The 21,580-nt window shown below is 36.8% G+C and carries 19 protein-coding genes; 2 read left to right on the top strand and 17 right to left on the bottom strand.

All coding sequences use genetic code 11. The features are described from left to right. Positions 1-174 precede the first annotated feature (174 nt). The 13 genes from IGJ37_RS04995 to IGJ37_RS04935 form a co-directional block, all read right to left on the bottom strand. The gene (locus tag IGJ37_RS04995) at positions 175-849 is read right to left on the bottom strand and encodes a hypothetical protein (RefSeq protein ID WP_161970470.1); all 675 of its coding nucleotides are present in this window, start codon (positions 847-849) and stop codon (positions 175-177) included. After that, positions 800-2,290: a helix-turn-helix domain-containing protein gene (locus tag IGJ37_RS04990; RefSeq protein WP_325814744.1), complete on the bottom strand. Its 1,491-nt coding sequence runs from the start codon at positions 2,288-2,290 to the stop codon at positions 800-802. The genes IGJ37_RS04995 and IGJ37_RS04990 overlap by 50 nt, the downstream gene beginning before the upstream one ends. 411 nt (positions 2,291-2,701) lie before the next feature. Then, a complete protein-coding gene (locus IGJ37_RS04985) occupies positions 2,702-3,958 on the bottom strand; it encodes an NADPH-dependent oxidoreductase (protein ID WP_002360528.1) in 1,257 nt (418 codons plus the stop codon). A gap of 18 nt (positions 3,959-3,976) precedes the next feature. Then, positions 3,977-4,585 (bottom strand): NADPH-dependent FMN reductase, encoded by a 609-nt coding sequence (locus IGJ37_RS04980; RefSeq protein ID WP_289853460.1) that lies wholly within the window; start codon positions 4,583-4,585, stop codon positions 3,977-3,979. Positions 4,586-4,611: 26 nt separating this feature from the next. Beyond that, entirely contained in the window at positions 4,612-5,547 is a 936-nt protein-coding gene (locus IGJ37_RS04975) for an FAD:protein FMN transferase (RefSeq protein ID WP_002413405.1), read from the bottom strand. 219 nt (positions 5,548-5,766) lie between these two features. Next, positions 5,767-6,657 (bottom strand): helix-turn-helix domain-containing protein, encoded by an 891-nt coding sequence (locus tag IGJ37_RS04970; RefSeq protein WP_002385979.1) that lies wholly within the window; start codon positions 6,655-6,657, stop codon positions 5,767-5,769. Between the two features lie 184 nt (positions 6,658-6,841). Next, positions 6,842-8,170, bottom strand: a complete 1,329-nt coding sequence (locus IGJ37_RS04965) for an amidohydrolase (protein WP_002403222.1) — start codon at positions 8,168-8,170, stop codon at positions 6,842-6,844. After that, positions 8,154-9,938, bottom strand: coding sequence for an adenine deaminase (locus IGJ37_RS04960; RefSeq protein WP_325814743.1), 1,785 nt, complete (start codon positions 9,936-9,938; stop codon positions 8,154-8,156). The genes IGJ37_RS04965 and IGJ37_RS04960 overlap by 17 nt, the downstream gene beginning before the upstream one ends. Beyond that, positions 9,914-10,978, bottom strand: coding sequence for an ABC transporter substrate-binding protein (locus IGJ37_RS04955; RefSeq protein ID WP_010819336.1), 1,065 nt, complete (start codon positions 10,976-10,978; stop codon positions 9,914-9,916). Before IGJ37_RS04955 ends, IGJ37_RS04960 begins: the two co-directional genes overlap by 25 nt. Before the next feature lie 26 nt (positions 10,979-11,004). Then, positions 11,005-12,045, bottom strand: a complete 1,041-nt coding sequence (locus IGJ37_RS04950; protein WP_325814742.1) for an ABC transporter ATP-binding protein — start codon at positions 12,043-12,045, stop codon at positions 11,005-11,007. Positions 12,046-12,083: 38 nt separating this feature from the next. Further along, positions 12,084-12,863 (bottom strand): ABC transporter permease, encoded by a 780-nt coding sequence (locus tag IGJ37_RS04945; RefSeq protein WP_002357916.1) that lies wholly within the window; start codon positions 12,861-12,863, stop codon positions 12,084-12,086. Then, the gene (locus IGJ37_RS04940; protein WP_002382189.1) at positions 12,856-13,692 is read right to left on the bottom strand and encodes an ABC transporter permease; all 837 of its coding nucleotides are present in this window, start codon (positions 13,690-13,692) and stop codon (positions 12,856-12,858) included. The genes IGJ37_RS04945 and IGJ37_RS04940 overlap by 8 nt, the downstream gene beginning before the upstream one ends. A gap of 207 nt (positions 13,693-13,899) precedes the next feature. After that, the gene (locus IGJ37_RS04935; protein ID WP_002392180.1) at positions 13,900-14,280 is read right to left on the bottom strand and encodes a hypothetical protein; all 381 of its coding nucleotides are present in this window, start codon (positions 14,278-14,280) and stop codon (positions 13,900-13,902) included. Positions 14,281-14,510: 230 nt separating this feature from the next. Between IGJ37_RS04935 and IGJ37_RS04930 the strand changes: the two genes are divergently transcribed. Continuing rightward, a complete protein-coding gene (locus IGJ37_RS04930) occupies positions 14,511-15,272 on the top strand; it encodes a WxL domain-containing protein (protein ID WP_002380188.1) in 762 nt (253 codons plus the stop codon). A 113-nt stretch (positions 15,273-15,385) separates the two neighbouring features. Here IGJ37_RS04930 and IGJ37_RS04925 read toward each other — a convergent pair whose 3' ends face one another. The 3 genes from IGJ37_RS04925 to alsS all read right to left on the bottom strand — a co-directional run bounded on the left by IGJ37_RS04925 (position 15,386) and on the right by alsS (position 18,994). Next, positions 15,386-16,468 carry a PA2928 family protein gene (locus tag IGJ37_RS04925; protein WP_325814741.1) on the bottom strand — a complete coding sequence of 361 codons (1,083 nt, stop codon included), beginning with the start codon at positions 16,466-16,468 and terminating at the stop codon, positions 15,386-15,388. A 157-nt stretch (positions 16,469-16,625) separates the two neighbouring features. Continuing rightward, positions 16,626-17,330 carry an acetolactate decarboxylase gene (budA, locus tag IGJ37_RS04920; RefSeq protein ID WP_002357922.1) on the bottom strand — a complete coding sequence of 235 codons (705 nt, stop codon included), beginning with the start codon at positions 17,328-17,330 and terminating at the stop codon, positions 16,626-16,628. Between the two features lie 11 nt (positions 17,331-17,341). Then, entirely contained in the window at positions 17,342-18,994 is a 1,653-nt protein-coding gene (alsS, locus tag IGJ37_RS04915; RefSeq protein WP_002357923.1) for an acetolactate synthase AlsS, read from the bottom strand. Between the two features lie 277 nt (positions 18,995-19,271). Between alsS and IGJ37_RS04910 the strand changes: the two genes are divergently transcribed. After that, the gene (locus IGJ37_RS04910) at positions 19,272-20,183 is read left to right on the top strand and encodes an LCP family protein (RefSeq protein WP_002385983.1); all 912 of its coding nucleotides are present in this window, start codon (positions 19,272-19,274) and stop codon (positions 20,181-20,183) included. Positions 20,184-20,235: 52 nt separating this feature from the next. Here the strand turns inward: IGJ37_RS04910 and IGJ37_RS04905 are convergent, their stop codons facing one another. After that, positions 20,236-21,579: an NADH peroxidase gene (locus IGJ37_RS04905; RefSeq protein ID WP_169063068.1), complete on the bottom strand. Its 1,344-nt coding sequence runs from the start codon at positions 21,577-21,579 to the stop codon at positions 20,236-20,238. Position 21,580 lies beyond the last annotated feature (1 nt).

Below are 21,580 nucleotides of genomic sequence, written 5' to 3'. Positions count from 1 at the left end.
AAAAAAAGCTAGATAATTTCATCTGTCGATGAAATTATCTAGCTAGAACATTCTTCTCTTAATGATGATGTTTTCGAAACGTTTGATAACCAATTAAGCAAAATAAAATCCCCAATAAAATCATTCCAGTTACTGAAAATAAGCCTGCTAACATCTTTCGCATCCTCTCTGTTGCTAATCTTCCTTATTTATAGTCACTATTTCTTGTTGTAAAATTGGTTGAAATAGACGACGTTCTGCTAATTTTCTTGCTAAAATTGCTTCACTTTTTTTCGTAAAGATACCTAAGTTATGGCGCTTGCCTTTCAAAGAGATATAAGCCAGCCATTTCCCAGAAGCGGTCTGGCTCACCCCTTTGTGTCCACTGCTATTATTTTTGGGGCGTTTACTTTGTAACTTCCCTGGAATTACGCCAGCAACTCTTTGTCGGTAATCCTTCTTTTTACGATGACCGCAACTTTTGGTATGGCCATTCAACAAATTTTCACAGCGAACCCAGCAAGATTGTCCGCACGAACACAGACAATACGCTTTCATTGTCTGTTGAATACTTTCGATCCGTACCACGACTAATTCATGATAGTTTTTTTTCAACATTGTTTGATAGCGATGGTGCGCACATTTGGTTCGATACCCACGAATTAGTTGTCTTCTTGAAGCTTCTGCATAGCTCCCACAAGAACAGCGACAGGCCCAAACAATCAGCCCTTCTTTTCTTTTTGCTGTTGGTGCTACTACTGTCAACTCACCAAACTTTTGACCAGTTAAGTCATTATAGTTAACTGCTTGTCTCAATTGACTATCCTTCGTATTCTTGTTCTCGCCACATCTTGATTGGGTCTCTCTCATAGTGCTCATTTTTCTGAGTCTCTCCCTTTCTTAGTTCTCTGACCACCTCAGCAAATACTTGCCAATCTTTTGTTTCCGGCAAATGACGCCATGTCAATTGACGACACCGTACTTTCGAACTATAAAAATCGGACAAATACAAATCGGTTTCTAAGGTTAATTTGTGATCAATCATGACATCCATATAATTGAAAGAAGCAATAATTTTTGCAATAAAGCGGTTATAATCCTCCCCACCAGAAAAATCAACAAATACATGAATCGTTTTTTCAATTGCGCAAAAAGACCGGTCATTTAACAAACAAAACATAAAATCATAATATAGATGCACGCGTTCATACATTAAAAATCGTTTTTGATGCAGCGACTCTGTCTTTTGTATAAAACCATCTAAGGCGCGATGAATTTGAGGAAACCTCTCTTCAAAGAAACTGCTCTGCTTGGCGGGAATAAATGCAGCCACTGAAAAGTATAGGCGGTCCCAGCGATAACAAATCAACTTTAATTTTTCTTTTGTTTCCACCGTAATTCGCTTTTCAAAGAAAGGAATAACACTATTCATATGATCAATAAATTCGTCTAACATGGTTAACTTATCTGGAAAAACAATCGGACTATCAATGTATTCATTTAAACTTAAAAAAAGAAAAATATATGAAGTCTCTTTGCCAAAATCCTCTTTAAAAAGAGGGGTTTCGCTTGTATAAATTTTTTCAAACGCATGCTGTAAACAGCTAGGCACATGAACTTCCGTAAAAGAGTCCACTACATGATCAGAAAATACACGAAAACGTTGGATCGTTAAAAGAATAAATAGTTGTGCGCTTTGATTAAGACTAAACGTTCTTTGATACATCAGTTGTAAATCGTTTATAAATCGTTTAATGCCAGGACTATTTTCCAGCAAAATGTTAGGCAGCCTTTCTTGATTACTTCCATAAAAATAATACAAGCATTGAAAACAAAAACTTCGGATATTTTTCTCTTCTCCAACCAAGCCTGTTGACTTTAATTTAATACGCCAATTAGCTAAAATCAGATTTAGCTTATACGAGAAGGCATAAATTTTGCTTTTGCTCATAAAATGAATTTGAGAAAACTCTTGAATCGTATGCTTTTGATAGAGACCCACATCAAGAAGCAACTTGGCCATTAGTGATTGATCAAAATAATATTTTCTTAAGGCTTGATAATCAATTTGCGATAATTTTTGCGCACTAATCAGTCCTTTAGCTGGAAAAAGAATTTGACTCCTTGAAGAAATCTGTGTACATTCATAATTTATTTGACGGCACAACGATTCTAACTTTTGAGTGGATAAATCAAAATATCCATAAAATTCTTCTTTTAATAATGGACCTTCACTATTCATAAAAGTTTGATAAATAAGTAATTTATCTCGGAATTCTTGGTCTAATAATTCATCTAACAAAGTAGTCACATTTTCAACTCCAAACTATCACGCCTTAAGTATCTATTTTTTTGACAAGACGTGAGTGTCAATCTTGCTTAGTTTTTCCACAAATTTAAAAATGATTCTTTCAATATTTAGGAATCTTCATAGAAAAGTATTATTTTAACCAAAAAAAGCCCCCTTGCGTCACCAAGGAGGCTTTTTTTGTTATTTTTTTACTTTAAATTTAAAGAAAAGCTGATTTGTTTGACTAATTTTCTGTTTCTTTTCTAGCCTATTCGTCAAAAATGATTGAAACTTTTGGTTCGTCTTCTATACTATCTTCCTATAAAGTTCTTACTCTTTTAAGTATCAGCTTCTGTCAATAAAAGTCCTCATTTGGCATTGCTAATCTGAATACAGTATGACTACTTGTTGCCGCTATTTTTTGCTGTTATTTTACTCTTTAATTGAAGCGCTAGAAACGCTGTCAACTGTTGGCTTTTCGGTCGCTGACTCTTCTTCATGGACTGATGCACTTGAGACACTATCTGCCGTTTCTGGCGCTTCTTTTTTGGAGGCACCACTGACTGCATCGACGTTTTTTCCACCGACTAATTCTTGCCCAGTTTGTTTTAAATACCAATCAACAATTGGTTTAAAGTCTAAAATATACTCATTAATTCCCGCGTAATTTCCATTATCATCATACATCGCTTGATAGTTATGCACTACATAGGTATCTGGTCCGTGCATTGGAACATGAACGCGAATAGCATCTGTTTTTCCTGACCGTAATTGTTGAATCACCCATTCTACATTTTTCAATGCTTTTGGCGGATGGCAATTCGCTAATGGATTACCAACTTGTCCTGGTTGCCGTTTAGCAAACATTTCTTCAGCAGCCATTTTTTTATTGTAATATAAAAATTGATTGTTACTGTCTGCATAAGTCAATTCCATTGGCATTGATTTTAAGAAATAATTTAGCTGATCTACGGTTAAAATGCCTCGATCTAATTTTACATATGTGTCGCCTTCCACAGCCTGAACCGCTTCTGCTGCTTGTTCTACCCAATCATCTGCTGCCATATCAACCCCTTCGATCGTTGTTTCAATGGTTCCTTTTGCATGTAAATCTTCAGGTAAGTCTTTTGGCTTAGCCCCTTCTAATTTTGAAATCACATCAATGAATTCCACGAATTTTTGTAATGTGCTTTCTAAAAATTGACGTGTTCCCTCCGCAATTAAGTTGCCGTTTTCATCAAATGCTTCTTTCGCTTTTCCTAATAAAAACTCGTTTCCAGGCATCACGATTGCATTGACACCAGGTGCATCAAGAATTTGACGGAGATGTAATTGCGCACGCGAGGTTCCTTGATCATAATAAGAGCAACCAACAATCATTACTGGTTTATTTTCCAGCGGATGAATTTTGAAAGATAACCATTCTAACACACTTTTCAAACCGGCAGGAATGGTATGGTTATGTTCGGGCGTCGCAATAATTACGCCGTCTGCTTGTAAAATTTTGCGATTCATATTCTGAATTAAGACACTGTTCGTTTGATCCTTACTTTGATTAAACATTGGAATATCTTTAATTTCTAAAATTTCCAAGTCGAACATTTTATAAAACTCTTTGCCAATATATTGCAGTAGTAACCGATTATAAGAAGAATCAGCGTTTGATCCGACGATCCCAATTAATTTCATTTTATTCACTCCATTTCGTTAAATCGTTTCCCATGAGAAATTTTCTGCTTCTTTTTTATTTTGCGCATGCGCATGTTTCAGCTGTTCTGTAATTTCAATAAATACACAAAAATCTGCAAACAAACCAGCTAGTTTATCTATTTGTTCTGAATCTTTTAACGCATTGTTTTCATCAAAAGCTTGTAAGGAATGCGCTAATAGAAATTCAGAGCTTGGCATAATTCGTGCTTTCAATTCAGGAGCATCTAAAATTTGACGCAGATGCGCTTGTGCTCTAGAGGAACCTAACGTACCATAGGATGCACCAGTAATCATAACTGGTTTATCAACAAACGGAAAAATCCCGTAAGATAACCAACTTAGGGCATTCATCAAAGAAGCCGGCACCGCATGGTCATATTCAGGCGTACTGATAATGACGCCATCTGCTGCTTCAATTTTCTCAGCAACCGTTTTAACTATTTCTGGTAAAACTTTGTCTTCTGACTTGTTAAACATAGGAAAGTCAACAATTTCAACTAGTTCAATGTCAGCCTCCTGCGCAAAATAGTGTTGCATAAATTGCAAAAGTTGACGATTGGTTGATTGCTCTGAGTTCGTTCCTACTAAGCCGATAATTTTTTTCATAATGAGCTGTCCTTTCTTTTTCGGTTCTATGAATGGATAATGTGAAGAGTATCTGCTAACCCACTGCTATATAAAATTTGCTGGTCTTGTGTAATGATGACTCCTTCAATCCCATCTAGTTGATTGAGGATTTCAAGCGCTTCTGGAATTGGATAACCAAATAAACGCGTTGTCCAAATCTCACCATCCACTGAAGCATCCGAGATAATTGTGATGCTGGCCATTTCAGTTTCCAATGGGTAACCGGTTGTCGGATCCAACAGATGGTGATAGACTCGCCCAGCTTCGGTTAAACTTCTTTCATAAATGCCCGACGTCACAACCGATTGATTAGCCACTTCGACAAGTAAGCTGATTGTTTCTCTGGATTCTTGCGGATTGCGAATACCAATTCGCCATTTTTTGTTTTGATGCGTAGAGGGCCCCAACGTCACAATATTGCCGCCCAGATTAATCAAAGCAGACGTCACATGGACTTCTTTCAAATAGGCAATTAGTAAATCAGCGATATAGCCTTTTGCTAAAGCCCCCAGATCTAATTTCATTCCTTCTTCTTCCAAAAAAACCGTTTGTTTTAATGGATTTAAGTGAATCTTTTCTGGATTAATTTTTTTCAAACAGGCTTTAATCTCCTTTTCTGACGGGACACGGGCATCTTTAAAACCGATTCGCCACGTTTGAACTAGTGGGCCAATGGTAACATTCAAATGACTAGCTGGATCACAACTATGCTTTTTCCCTAATGCAATTAATTGATACAACTCTGGATGAACGCTGACTGGTTTTTGCCCAGCTTGTTGATTGACAGCCATCAGTTCCGAAGTTGAATCATTTGCACTAAAGCGTTGTTCATAAGTGATCAATCGTTGATGCACTTCTTCTAGAATTTTTTCAGGTTCTTCATGGTCTACAAATACATCTATTACTGTGCCCATCAAATAAATAGTTTGACTTTGTTGCACCTCAAGACTTCCTCTCCACGAAAGATTGTGTTTTATTTCACATTTATTCACAAATGAATCATACGCCTTTATTTGATGCCAGTCAAGTCGTTTATATATTTTTTTATATAAAATAACGACCTTAAAATTTTCATTTAAGGTCGTAACGTGTCTTTAACTCTTTTAAAAAACGCTTTTTTTATTATATTTTTAAAATAAATATATAATTTTCTATATAAACTAATTCTCCTTAGATAAAATTGTTTCTTTCAATGTTTGAATTGCTTCCAACAAGATGCGGTTTTTATTGATTTTTGCATACGCGCGGGCATCTTGTAGTAGTTCTAAAATTTGCTCTTGCGGCTTTTCTTCAGCTAAGGCATTTTTCGCAAGTTGGAAAGCTGCTCTTGCCAAGTAATACGTGACGTGATTATCAGAACAGATGGAAATCGCATACTCTAACAAAGCATCACTTGTTTCTAAATCGCCTTTTTCTGCATAAAAAACACCACAGTGAAAGACAACATTTAATACTCGCCAAGTATCTTCCATTGATTGAATAGTATAGAGATAAATTTCCTTGAAGACCTTATTGAAATAAAATTCGGCTTTCTCAATTTCGCCTTCTTTGGCATAGGCCATGCCAATTCCAGTAAAAGCTAACAAACGGTAAATATCGCTCGTGTATTTTTGCTCTTCAAACAGAAGTTTTTCAAAGGTAAATAAGCAATCCATCAACGAAGCATTTTGAAAAATCATGACAAAGCCTTGTAAATAATAATATTCTAATAACAGTTGGGAATCTTTGATTTCATCAAAAGGAATATTTTTTAAAATTGTTTGCAATTGGTCATGTTCGCTGGTAATCAAGAAGAATTCTGCTTCTTCCATTTTTTCAAGAATTTCAGGTTGTTTAATCCCTACGCGCGGGAAGAGTTCCCCCAAAGGTAGCTCTAAACGATTACATAGTTGGATCAATATTTTTAAAGTTGGGACTTGACCATTCTTTTCAAAGCGACTAACCGTAACTTGCGTACAAATCCCTTTAGCCAATTCACTTTGCGACAAACCACGTGCTTTGCGTTTTTCTATAAACCGTTGTATATTCATTGCTTTTCCTCTCATTCTCATCTTCTCAAACTTACTATAATACAACTTACCTTAAAAATATATATAGAAAAAGAAAAATGTTTATAACAAAAAAGAACACAGACAACTCTTTCATTAAAAGTTTGTCTGCGCTCTATTAGAACCTGAATCACTAAACGTCAATCCAGCGTTATTTAATCAATCCGATACGTCCTACTTGTTCTGTTTAGAGAGCAGCTCTTTTTTTAGCTTCTTTCACAAACGTATTCATGGCCTGATATAATTTTTCCTTGATTTCTTTGAGATTAGCTTGTTGTAATTCTTTATTGGCAACTAACTGTTGACCGTTCACCCAAACGGCTTCAACATTGCTAGCATTTGCTGAATAGACCAACGCTGAATAGGCATCAAAAATCGGAAACATATTAACTGATTGCGTTTCAATTAATGTTATATCCGCTTTTTTGCCCACTTCCAATGAGCCGACTTGCTCCGCCAAGCCTAACGTTTTAGCGCCCCCCATCGTTGCCAGATAAACAATTTCTTTAGCAGGAAACAAAGAGCGATCTTGGTGTGCTGTCTTATGAAAATTCGCAACCATGCGCATTTGGGTGAATAAATCTAATGTATTCCCACTACTAGGTCCATCCGTGCCTAAACCGACAATAATCCCTTGATCAAGCATTTGCTTAATCGGCGCTACGCCTTTGGCTGATTTAGTATTCGCACCGATACAATGAGCGACACGCGCTTTTCCATTAGTCGCAGCTAAACTCGCAAGATCTTCATCTGTTGCCAAAATACAATGCGCTAAAATAAACGGCTCGCTCAAATAACCCAGTTCTTCTAAGAAAGCAATTGGTGTTTTTTGATAGGCTTTTTCAAACTCAGCCATTTCATAAGTCATTTCAGCAACGTGCATGGTCACAGGAACTTGGTATCGCCGACTAAGTTCAATAATTTTTGCCAACACTTCTGGTGAGTTGGTATTCGGTGCATGTGGCGCAAGTATAGGCGTAATCAACGGATGGCCTTGCCACTTGCGAATAAAGGTTTCCGCGTAAAAAAGACCGCCTGAAGGCTCCGGACTATCACAAGTGGGCATATCAATGATCGTCTCTCCGAGCAAAGCACGAACACTCATTTTTTCACAACTTTTAGCAATTTCATCTTCAAAATAATACATATCACAAAAGCTCGTAATACCACTCAGTAACATTTCGGCAATTGCATAATCACTACTGCATCCTACTAATTCTTTTGTCATGAATTGTTCTAATGGAAAAAGAAAACGCCGGAGTCGATCTGGCACATCGTCTCCTAACGAACGAAACGGAATCATGCCTACATGGGTATGGGTGTTAATCATCCCAGGCATTAAAATTCCATTTTGACCATCGATTACTTGATTTGCAGCCATTCGCTTTTCATCAAGTGTGGTCATTGGCGCTAATTCCACAATTGTGTCTTCTTCAATCACTAAATAGCCGGCTTTGATTTCTGAAAATTGCTCATCCATTGTTAGTATATGCACATTTTTAATGAGTGTTTTCATACAAAAAGACTCCATCCTCTGGAAAAACTAATGGATAGAAACGTTGTGACTTCGTATCCATCATCCCAAAATCTGTCACTTTAATGGCTGGCGAGACAGGCAATGATAGTGTGGAAAAGGACATGATTTCATTCATATTTTGATAGCCTAACGCTTGCATAGCTTGTCGAACTTTTTGTAAAGAAGCGCCTAATTGTTCAATCGGTGCTTGCGATAAAATCCCACCAATTGGTAAAGGACAAGTTGCCATCACTTGCTGATCCGAAGCAACCAAATAGCCGCCTTGCATCGCTAATAATTCATTCTGCGCTAACAGAATATCCTCAATCGTATTACCCATCACCATTAAATTATGATGATCATGGGCCCAGGTTGTCGCAATGGCTCCTTTCTCGGAAAGGGGTTGATCCATTAAAGAAAAAGAAATATTACCATTTTTTCCGTAACGTTCCATCACAATTAATAAGGCGCAGTTGGCTTTTTTCCATTGCAACAATCCATTTTCAACAGGAATTTCTTTTGTAATTCGTTCTGTAAATGTGCCAATTTCTTGTTTTTGAATCACATTACAACGAACTGTTTCTTTTGTTGTAGCCACCTTTAAAAGTAAATCTTCTTCTGTTAACTTTTTACATTGGATGGTTTGTTGGTAAGCGGCTGGAAACTCTTCGATTTTTTCTGGATAATGGAAGGGCTCGCCTTTTTCAAAAACGACCTTTCCAGATTTATAAACCGTATTAATATCAAAACTTTCTAAGTCATTTAATAACAAAAAGTCAGCTTTTTTACCAGGTGCAATTTCGCCACGATCATGGAGACCCATTCGTTTGGCCGGCGTATAAGTTGTCATATAAATGGCTTTTTCGATAGGCAACCCTGCTTGAACGGCTTTTTTGACATTTTCATTTAGATGACCTTTTAGCAAATCATCAGCCATCACGTCATCCGTGATAATACTTGCATAATTGTAGAAGTCATTGTCTACTATCACCTGAATGTTTTCAGGAGTGATTGATTTATTTTGAAATTGAATAAAGACGCCCGCTTCAATTTTTTCTTTTAACGTTTTAGGAAATTGATGGGTATGATCTGAAGTGATACCACTATATAGAAAATCTGCTAACTCTTGATCTTCGATTTTAGGGCAGTGGCCTTCTAAAGGCATAGTTGGTCGTTGTTTTTGGCACAAATCGATAATTTGACGAATTAAAGAATCTGGCTCATAGGAAATCCCTTTAAAATTCATGGCTTCCCCTAAACAAATCACTTTTGGCTCTTTGAGTAATTCTGCTACTTCTGCTAAGCCGATAATCCCACCAGTTGTTTCTAATTCGGGAGTGGTCGAAGGAACCGAGGAAGGAATTGCGTGAAAGATATCTAGTTCTGTTTCAGCGGCCATAAAAGCTTTTAAGCCTTCTAAGCCAAATACGTTAGCCATTTCATGGGCATCGGCAATCACCGTTGTCACACCGTAACGCACTACTGCTTTGGAAAAAATAGTAGGTGTCGTCATGGAACTTTCAATATGCATGTGTGCATCAATTAAGCCGGGAATCATCCATTGATTCTCGGCATTAATTGTTTTTTTGGGCTGCAAATTGACGTTCTCTTCTTCATAAATGTAATAAAATTTATCATTTTTAATCGCAACATTTCGTTGAACGAATGTTTGAGTGACTGTTTGATACAGCCACACATTTTTTAGTAATACATCGACGTTCATTTTGTCCCTCTTTTCTAAAACTATTGATTCATCGTCCGGTTCCATTGATCAATCCAATCCGCTAGTTGACTATTAATAAAATTAAAATCGACTGTTTTGGCACGTTCGGCAATGGCACCATATGTTTTATTTTTCGCTTCTTTTTCGCTTAGCGTTACTTGTTGATTTGTAGGTCCTTCATTTAATGAAATCGCTTTGGCCTTTTGTGATTCTTCACTAATCCGTGCGTTAACAAATTTAAAGGCGGTTTCTTTGTTTTGTGCTTTTTTAGGAATATTGACTGTATTATAGTTGGCATACGTGCCGCTTTCTGGAACGATATACGTCACGTTTTCTGCTGCGCCTTGAATAATATCAACCGCAAAATCAGCAACCACAGCTGCTTCAATTTCACCAGATTGGAACATATTAGCTAAGTCTGACGATTTTGAATACGTTTTAACAACGTTTGGTTTTAATTCTTTCATCGCTTCAAAAGCGGCCTTCCCGTTATCTTTTGTAATATCTTGACCAGCATGTTCACTGGCAACGTATAACATTAAAGGACCTGCCGTCGTGGCAACGTCTGGAACAGAAATTTTACCTTTCAAATCAGCTGACCATAAGTCATCCCAGTTTTTAATTTCTTTGCCTAATTTTTCTTTGTTGTAAACAATCCCGATACTGTTTACAGCGATTGGTACGCCAGCACCACTTTCAAAAACCTCTTTTGCTCCTGGTGTTAACTGACTTAAATTAGGTACTTCTTTTTCTGTAATTTTTTCAAATAACCCTTCTTTTCCACCTTGTGCTGCATTTGCTTGTGCTAATTCAATGACATCAATTCCCGCATTGGGATTATTTTTTAATTTCGTAAAGCGGTCTGCGCTATTGCCTACTTCTAAGGTAACTTTCGCTTCATTCTCTTTTTCAAACGGAGCGATAATGTCTTTTTTGACAATATCTTCACTTAATCCGAAAGTTGAAACGACTAAAGCATTACTTCCACCTTTGCTCTCACTTTTCGTAGTTGCTTCGCTGTTTCCACAAGCAGTCATTAATAACGTTGCAGCGACTAATGTCCCTAAAATTACGCGTTTTTTCATTTTTAAATCTTCCTCCAAAATGGTTTTTATTTTTCTAAAATAACTAATTTCTCAGCTGGAAAAGCCAAGTGAATGGTTTCGTTTGTTTCATATAACTGTTCACTTGTTCCATTAACCAGCAATGTACCTAACGCTGTTTCCACTTCATATTGATAGCTTTTCCCTAAAAATGTTCGGACAGCGACAATACCTGCGACAGTATTAGTAGCAGCTTCTGAAACAATCTCAATGTCCTCTGGACGAATCGTTGCCACCGTCGTTGTAACATTTGGTTCAGGATTAGTCGTTTTCACTATTTGATTTGTTTGTGTCCGATAATGACCGGCTTCCATTTTTTCGACAGAGAAAAAGTTTTCAAAACCGATAAATTCTGCAACAAACTTAGTACGAGGCAAACGATAAATCGTTTCTGGTGAATCATATTGTTCAATCACGCCATTATTCATAATGGCCACTTTATCTGAAATAGAAAAACATTCTTCTTGGTCATGTGTGACAAAAACTGTCGTAATGCCTAATTGTTGTTGAATCCGTTTGATTTCAATCCGCATTGCCACTCGCAATTTTGCATCTAAATTACTCAACGGTTCATCTAGTAGTAATAGTTTAGGTTCAATAATCAGAGCACGTGCTAGCGCAACCCGCTGTCTTTGACCACCAGATAATTGTTTTGGATAACGGTCGCCCAAGCTTTCTAAACCACATACTTTTAGCATTTCCGTGACTTTTTGGTCCATGGTTTGTTTGTTTTCTTTGCGTAATTTCAGCCCAAAAGCGACATTTTCTGCAATCGTTAAATGGGGAAATAACGCATAGCTTTGAAAAACCATCCCGAAGTTTCTTTTATGGACAGGAACCTTTGTTAGTTCTTCTTGGTCAACGAAAAACTGTCCGTCGTTTGGCTTAATTAATCCAGCAATCACTCTTAGCGTAGTCGTTTTACCACAACCACTCGGTCCTAATAAAGAAACTAACTCTCCTTTTTCCATTGAAATATTTAAATCTTTTAAAATATCTTGTTTTCCGTCATAGCTGACGCGAATATCTTTTAAATCCACAAAAGTCAAAATTTTCTCCTCTTTCTATCTCGTGCTTCTTCCATGTTTTAGGCAATGGAAGCTAGTCCCAACGTTTTTTCAATTAAAAACATTAAGCCCATTGTTAGTAGCATCAACAATACAGAAATTGCTGAAACAGTTGGATCATAATTGTATTCCATATAACTTAATAAAGAAGTAGGCAGCATCGTCACACCGGGACCTGATAAAAACATCGATACAGGAACATTGTTAAACGAATTGACAAATGCTAACATAAAGGCTGCAAAAATTCCTGAAGACACATTGGGTAAAACAATTTGAATAAAAGCTCGCAATCTTGTACAACCTAATGTCCAAGCTACTTCTTCCATTGAATAATCTAGTTGTTCCATACTTGATCCAACCACTCGAATAATATAAGGCAAACTAATTAAAAAATGCCCCATTAACAATCCTTGAAAGACAGGCAAACCTAATTTAATAACAATATATTGAAATAACGTATACCCGACCACAATTCCTGGAATCACAGTTGGGGATAAGAAAAAGCTTTTAATAAAGTTGCGCCCACGAACGGAATAACGTGCCAGCGCATAGGAAGCCGGAATCCCTACTATTAATGCTAAAACAGTCGCTAATACCCCAATCAACAAGCTTAACTTAAAACTGTCCATAAACGTTTCCGATTGTAAGGCTTTGGCGTACCAATCTAAAGTAAATCCTTTAATCGGAAATTGAATCGCTGCGGCTGTTCCAAAAGAAGTCACCACAATCAAACATAATGGTAAAAATAAAAACAGAAAAACTAGAATTGCAATAACAGATAGTCCTTTTTGCTTACGCATGATTTGCTTCTCTCCGATCTACTTTCTTAGCTACCATGTCTAGGCCTTTCATCACAATTAATGTTGTTAAAATCATAATAAATGCAAGAACACTCGCCGATTGCCAATCACCTAAAGTATTAGCCTTTTGATATAAGAAGGTCGACATCATCATTTTTTGGTTACCACCTAACAGCTGTGGCGTCGTATAAGCCGTTAAAGTTCCTGTAAACACTAATATACTTCCTACAATGGTGCCTGGAATTGATAAAGGTAAAACAATTTTCCGAAAAGCCGTCATTGGATTGGCGCCTAGCGTCTCAGCCGCTTCTAGCATTTCTCCTTCAATGTTTTCCATAACCCCAACTAAGGTCATAATCATTGTTGGTAAAAATAAATACACTGAACCGATAATAATTGCAAATTCTGTATACAATAAATTCAGCGGTTGCTCAATTAAGCCTGTTTTTAATAACAACGTATTCACTACACCGTTTTTTCCTAAAATGTTAATCCAAGCAAAACTTCGAATAACTGAATTGGTTAATAATGGAAACAAGGTCATAGCCATTAAAAAGCCACGCCATTTTTTGGAAACTCCAGCAATAAAGTATGCCGTTGGAATGCCCAACACGATTGAAATACCCGTCACAATTAACGAAACTCTTATCGTTCGCCAGAAAATTGAAACATTATAGTCATCTTTAAAAAAAGTAACATACTGATTTAGTGTCAAGCCATGATCAGTAAAAATGGTTGGCAAAATGCTAGTAATTAATGGAATCATTAAGAAAAATAATAATAGTACTAGCCCCGGTGCCACAATTAAATAAGGAACTTTCTTGTTCATTCGTACACTCCTCGTTCGTTTTTTCACTTCATCAGTATACGCAAGGAAAACGTATATTTCAACACATTTTCATCTTTTTGTTCGTTTTTAAACCCGAACGTTCGTATATTTTTTCGAAAAAGGTTATTAAAAAATAAAACACGAACATTAAACAAAAAAACACAAACAAGACTGTTTGTGTTTTTTGTCAACTTTTTTATTTATCACTTAATTTTCTTGGAATGTTTGATCCTTTTCCATCATTTTCACTATAATACCATCTTGATACACCTGATAATATCCGAACAATTCATTCTCTTTTGAGACACTATTCTTTTCAGATATAATTTGAACAACATAACTTCCTTTATTTGACTGCTTAAACGTATAATGAAACGCCGAGTCATTCGTTGGTATCCCTAAACCATTTTGTAAAAATTCAATCGCTTCCTGTTTAGTATAAGATTCTGCTTCTAATTGCGTTCCTAAATGCGGATTTTTTTGATCAACAAATTGTCTTGCTTTGTCATTATTAGCAGACTTTTCTATAACGACTTCCTGTTGCGAATTCCTACTTCCTGAACAGCCAGATAATACAAATAAAATCATCAACAACCCGAAACACTTACTCAAAGTTTTCTCCTCCTCTCCATTTTGATTAGTGATACTTGATGATTTCTTTTATATTTTAGCATGCTTGATATAACGAATTGTGCTCAAAAAAGACAGAATCAACAAGTAAAAATTGTCGACTCATCTTTCTCTACTAATATTAAACACTATCTGTCTCAATATTTTCGAATTCCCTGTAAATTACTGATAAATAAAAACAGCTCCTTTTGCGTATACTTATATTATCAGCACCTAAAGGAGGAACTTTCTTGAAGCAAAAAAATCTACTCACTTATCAATCACTTGCAGCCTTGTTGCTAGTATTCAGTCTCTTTAGTTTTGACCCATCGGTTTCTTTTGCCACCCGTTCTGGAAAAACGCCCGTTTCAGTTGAACTAGAAATTGGAGGGCTGCCTGGTGATGAATCGGTTGACGATGCCATTGATCCTGATTTAGAAAATCCTAACACTAGTTTTGACTTGCTCTTTATTCCGAAAGAATTTACTTTTGAAACCCAAGCGATTTCTGGTGATTTAACGGCAGTTCCTATACGACCTTCTGAAGGCAATACTCATACAATGAGACACTTCGGGATGGGGGATGTTCGCGGAGCCTTAACTGGTTGGCATGTCACTGCTGAAATCCCACACATGCGAAACGAAGCTCATTCTTTACTAGGCATCATTACGTTTCAATTAACAGGCGGCTATGCTCGCTATGACAAAACGTTAAGGCGTTTCTTTATGACAAATACAATGTATGGACTGGATTTTTCAGAAGATCCTGCTGCACCCGACTTCCCGACCAACCCAATTATTATCGGTAACGGTGCGACTTTAATGAGTAACGCTGGTGATAGAAAAGGACAAGGAATGTGGAGCGGCCGCATGACCGATATTTCTCTTGCAATCCAAACCCCTGTTTCACAATTATTTCCTGGCGCATATACAGGTTCGATTATCTGGAATTTAATCTCTGGACCTGCATAAAATAAAAAAGCGCTTAGAAAACTAGCGGAATCACTACTCTTCTAAGCGTTTTTTTATATCATAAGGACTATTTGCTCCTTCTATTTGTCTAAGCATGCTTTACCACTTTTCGTTTAACGAATCACTTGGCCCCAACGGTAATCAAACTGATACTCTTGATTACCATTATTCAGGTTAATTTTGTATAAATAACGCGGGACTTTAATGAATAACGCATCCTCTACTTGAAAAGCATCAATAGGTACATTTTCTTTAGTTAAAAGCAACGGTGTTTGCCACTCGTATGTTTTTTTCTGCCAATTGTATAAGCCAACTATCGCTTGATTACTTTGTCTTTTCTTGTATGACAGAACATAATAATTTGCTTCATCTTTCTTGCCTAGTAAAACTGGTGCTATTAGTTGCTCTTCTAGTTTTCCTTGCACTGTTGTACGCTCTTCCGATGACAGCACTTGACCAATTTGACTCTCATTTGAATCTACCGTCCATTTAGGCGCTTCTTGTGTTTGAAAGACTTCTTTGAAAGTTGGGTCTTGTTTTAACTGCCAATTTTTCAAATCTAATTGATAATATCGATTGTTTAATCCATAAATATAGAGATAGCGATTATCCATAAAACGATAATCAACGAAATCAGAGCTTAAATAGTCTTTTAATTCAGAGAATTTCTTCACTAAATCTGCTTCAGAAAACTGTTTTTTCCCTGTTTTTGTATCTAGTAAGTAAATGGCCTCGTTATCAGCATTATTCAAAACCACATATTGATCTGTTTGACCAATTAAATAATCACGCCAACCTAAACGTTTACTCCACATTCGTTCGCCCGTCTGACTATTAACAGAAATCACTTGGAACAATGAGTTACTGGTGCTAATGCCATTCGTTCGTCCATTTGGAATAATCATTCGCTCGATTGAAGTTAAGCCTTTTGTTTTTTCAGAATAAAACGTCGCACTTTTCTCTTCAATCGTTACTGAACGAAACATTCCGAAAAAGATTAAACCAGCAAAATGTACCACTGCAAGATAAACCAATAAAATTAACGCATAGGGAACCAGTCTCCTTGTACTCCGCCTTCTTATTAAGGAAATAACCAAAATACCACTAATTACTATAAAAATAATTGCTACAATGATAACAAAAATATCATGATAGAGCCAACCAGACAATTGCCAACTTCTATAAAGTGTGTCCATTACGCCATCCTTTCCAATTGTTATTTGCTTATTATAAAAAGGATACTATTTTTTTTTGAAAAATAACAACAAAAAGCGACGAACAGCAATAAGCCCATTCAAGTTGACCTAGTTAGTCAACTTGAATGGGCGTGGAGAAATGTGCCTTGTTATTCAGTTATTCCGCTTCTTCAATTGCGGACAAAGCTTTTGCAATATCAATTTCTTTATTCCGATAATCAGCATCATGAACTGGAAAATGCTGTCGCAATTCTGCTGTTTCCATCCACGAAACAGTCCCTTGTTTAATGCCAAAATCAAGAATGTGCCCACCAAATTGGTGATCCTCACTGATAAAGTGCAAATGAAACCCTGCGGCAGAGGCACCATGAAATAATTTAGGTGTAAAGAACCCTACAACTGTTCCCTGAATATTCTCCGCTGTAAATTCAGGTTGATTGCGTGCTGCTTCTACAAATGGTGGATACGGTTTTTCTTGTTTAGGTGCCACACGGACATGCATCTTCGCAAAAAGACCGCTAATTTTAATTGCCGCAAAAAAATTAGGACTAATTTTTTCTAAAATTTGTGCTTTAATATTTTCATCGGTTTCCGTTGATACAGGGAATGCGCCATCTTCTTGAAAACGAGTAACTGCGGCATATGGCGTTAATTCTTCGCCTTCTAGAATAGTAATTTCGCCAGTTTGATTTGCATGATACAATGTACCGTCCAATAAAATAATTTCGCCATTTGAGCCTTCTAATGTCCCAATTCCAAAATCACCTTGCGTGAGTAACGTACCAATTTCTGCCGTTCCTGCCATCAAACTTTCCATTAAACCGCCTAGCGTACCATGTTGATAAACATATTGTTCGCTCATTTTTCCATCTCCTAATAAAGTTGATCTGGTAACAATGTTTTACCTAATTCTTGATTATCTGAATAATCCACAGGAACATCAATAATCACTGGGCCTTCTGTTTGCATTCCTTCTTCTAAAGCTGCGGCAAATTCTGCTTGTGAATGAACTCGAACCCCTTTGGCACCAAAAGCTTCAGCATACTTCACAAAATCAACTGGACCAAAATCTACGCCAGAGGATCGATTATATTTCATTTCTTCTTGGAATTTAACCATATCATAACTACCATCATTCCAAATAATATGCACGATATTTTGCTTTAAACGAACCGCTGTTTCTAATTCTTGCGCCGAAAATAGGAAACCGCCGTCCCCAGAAACAGAGATAATTTGTGTATTTGGACGAACTAGTGCAGCTGAGATTGCCCAAGGCAAAGCGACACCTAATGTTTGCATACCGTTACTAAATAATAAATGACGCGGTTCATAACTTCTAAAGTGGCGAGCCATCCAAATGTAGTGACTCCCTACGTCAACAGTAACTGTCATTTCATTCGTGGTTTTTTCTTGAAGCGTTTGAACAATTTCTAATGGATGTAATCGATTTTCAATTGTACTTGTTTTTACTTCTTTAATCGTTAATTTTTCTTGAAGCGTTTCTAAATAATCTTGCGCATCTTCTGTTAATATTGGTTCACTAAATGCTTCTGATAATTTCAAAATATTTTTAGACATATCACCAATTAGCTCTTCTTCCGGTTGCATATATTGATCAATTTCCATTTGAACTTCATCAATAACAATAACGCGCGCATCTTTTTCTGCGTTCCAATTACGTGCCTCATATTCAATTGGGTCATAACCAATCGCAATCACTAAATCACTTCTTTTTAACAAACGATCCCCAGGTTGGTTTCGAAATAAACCAACACGCCCAAAGAAATGTTCTTCTAATTCTTTTGAAATAATTCCTGCTCCTTGGAACGTTTCCACGACTGGCAAACCAGTTATAGCAACCAATTCACGAATGGCTGCGGTAACTTTTCGTGCAGAGGCCCGCATTCCTAAAAGTAAAACAGGTAATTTCGCTTGCTTGATTCGTTCAGCTAAAGCTGCGATTGTTTCTGCTGATGCATGGCCCAGTTTCGGAGCCGACAAAGGCTTAATCGCTTCGCCTGTCACCGGACTATCTGTGACATCTTGTGGGATCGATAAGAATGTTGCGCCTTTTTTCGCTGTTTTGGCGATACGGTAAGCATTGGCAATATTTTCAGATAATGTTTCTGGATCTTGAATTTCTGTACTGAATTTTGTTATTGGACTAAATAATGCAGCATTATTCATGCTTTGGTGAGTTAATTTTGACAAATCGGACCGTTTCACCTGTCCAGCCAATGCTAAAACAGGGTCCCCTTCTGCAGTCGCAGTTACTAACCCAGTTGCTAAATTGCTGGCACCAGGTCCACTAGTTGCAATAACTAAGCCAGGCTCTCCCGTCAAACGACCAATCCCTTGTGCCATAAAGGCAGCGTTTTGTTCATGTCGAGCTAAAATTAATTCTGGGCCTTTATCAACTAATGCATCAAAAACCCCATCAATTTTTGCACCGGGAATCCCAAAAATATAGGGCACTTCGTGATTGATTAAACTTTCTACTATGATATCTGATCCTTTTTTACTCACTGTTATACCTCCGATTAAAATCTGTACTAATTACAAATACAAAAATACCACTAAAATTCTAATTAATCAACAATGAAACACCTTGAAAACGTGTAATATACTAATTCGCATATTTTAATAGAATTGAGATATTTCAAAAGATTAAGCAAAAATAATGCAAAATACCTTAAAGTTTTATAGTCTTTCAACAATTATTATATACTTCTTCACTAAAAATTAGTAAGATTAACCTATAAGAAAAAAATCACAACCTGTGATAAATTATTGGAGGAAAAATATGTCAAAAGGGAAGAAAATTTTTGCCATTATCTTTGGGATTATCTTGGTTCTATTTCTTGCAGTTGTTGGAATGGGAGCAAAACTTTATTGGGATGTTTCTAAATCAATGGATAAAACCTATGAAACAGTAGAACGATCTAAAAAAAGTCAGGTCAATTTAAACAATAAGGAACCTTTTTCTGTTTTATTATTAGGGATCGATACAGGCGATGATGGGCGTGTCGAGCAAGGTCGTTCGGATACAACAATTGTTGCAACAGTTAATCCTCGTGACAAGCAAACAACCTTAGTCAGTCTTGCTCGCGATACCTATGTTGATATTCCAGGTCAAGGAAAACAAGATAAATTGAATCACGCCTATGCTTTTGGTGGCGCATCTTTAGCAATGGATACAGTTGAAAACTATTTAAATATACCTATTAATCATTATGTTTCAATTAATATGGCTGGTTTAAAAGAATTAGTCAACGCGGTTGGCGGAATCGAAGTGAACAATAATTTGACTTTTTCTCAAGACGGATATGATTTTACGATTGGTAAAATTTCATTGGATGGTGAACAAGCACTCTCCTATTCAAGAATGCGTTACGAAGATCCTAATGGTGACTACGGCCGCCAAGAACGTCAAAGAAAAGTGATTGAAGGCATCGTCCAAAAAGTCTTAAGTCTTAATAGCGTGAGCAACTATCAAGAAATTTTAACAGCTGTTTCTGATAATATGAAGACAGATTTAAGTTTTGATGACATGAAAAAAATTGCCTTAGATTATCGCAGTGCCTTTGGTAAAGTGAAACAAGACCAACTTCAAGGTACTGGTTTTATGCAAGATGGTGTTTCCTATCAACGTGTGGATGAACAAGAATTAACTCGTGTCCAACAAGAGTTGAAAAATCAATTGAATACAAAATAAAAATAAAACCCACGAGTACTATAAATACTCATGGGTTTTATTTTCTCTTCTATTAACGTTCTTGTTTCACCGCTTCTAAAGCCGCTGTATTAATAATATTCCAAGGTTTGTCAAACGCTGGTTGGAAGAAGAAGTCCGCATAGGCTAAGTCTTCAATCGTCATTTTGGCTTGAATCGCTAATGAAATAGCATTAATGTTTGCAGTTAAATCTGCTTTCGACATTAATTGAGCGCCTAAAATTTGTGTTGTTTCAGGATCATACACTAATTTAAACCAAGCTTTTTGTTTGTCTGGATTAAAGTCCATCAAGTAGTCTTCTACTACTGTCACCGCTTTTGTTTCTTTTCCTAATTTTTGAGCCATGACTTCGTTAATCCCTGTTGAAGCAAATTTATAATCAAAGACGGCCAAGCCAGAAGATCCTTGAACACCAGGGAAAGGTTTAACTGGTTCCTCTAGGTTTTTCACAGCAAAGCGACCTTGTTTACGAGCATTCGTTGCTAAGGCAATATTTACTTCTGTGTCTGCAGGATTGTATTTAATTAACGTAGCATCCCCTACTGCAAATACATCTGGCTCACTTGTCCGCATGTATTCATCCGTCTTGATTAGGCCATTCGGATGTAATTCTAAGGTACCTTTTAACCAAGCAGTGTTTGGACGGACACCAACCGCTACAACGACCAAATCAGCATCGTACGCATTTTTATCTGTAACGACTTTTTGCACACGACCTTCGCCTTCGTAACGTTCAACTGTTTCACCAGTTGCAATGGTAATATTATTAACTTCCATCTCTTCTGTTAAAACATCTGTAAATTCTTTATCTAGATACACCCCTAATGGACGATCTAAAATGTCAATAACGGTAACCTTTTTACCGGCTTTTGCAAATGCTTCGGCAGCTTCAATCCCAATATAACCACTACCAATCACAACCACATTATTGACTTCTGGATCTACTGTTTTTTGTTTTAATTTAATGGCCCATTGACGACCACGCATCAAGTAAATATTATCCAAATCTTTACCTGGAATATCTAATTCAAATGGGACAGCTCCGGGACTGATGATTAATTTATCATAATTTTCAACACGTTCTTCACCTGACACTAAATCTTTCACTGTCACTTGATGTTCTTTTGGTTGAATCGCTGTAATTTCAGTATTAGAAAAGACATTTACACCACGGCTCTCCATTTTTTCGCCAGTCATATAGCGAACAGAATTAACATCTTTCACTTTTCCTTCTAGGTACAACTGCATGCCACAAGACAAGAATGAGATAAAATCACCTTTCTCATACCATTGAATTTCTGCATCAGGATGAAGATTTAGTAATTCCTCTACCGCTTCATAACCTCCATGTGATGATCCTAAAACAATAACTTTCATC

This window comes from Enterococcus sp. AZ104 (assembly GCF_050546705.1).
In the GTDB taxonomy this organism is placed as follows: domain Bacteria; phylum Bacillota; class Bacilli; order Lactobacillales; family Enterococcaceae; genus Enterococcus; species Enterococcus faecalis.
Note: the sequence above shows the minus strand (reverse complement) of the source record. Positions and strands in the feature narration are given on the sequence as shown.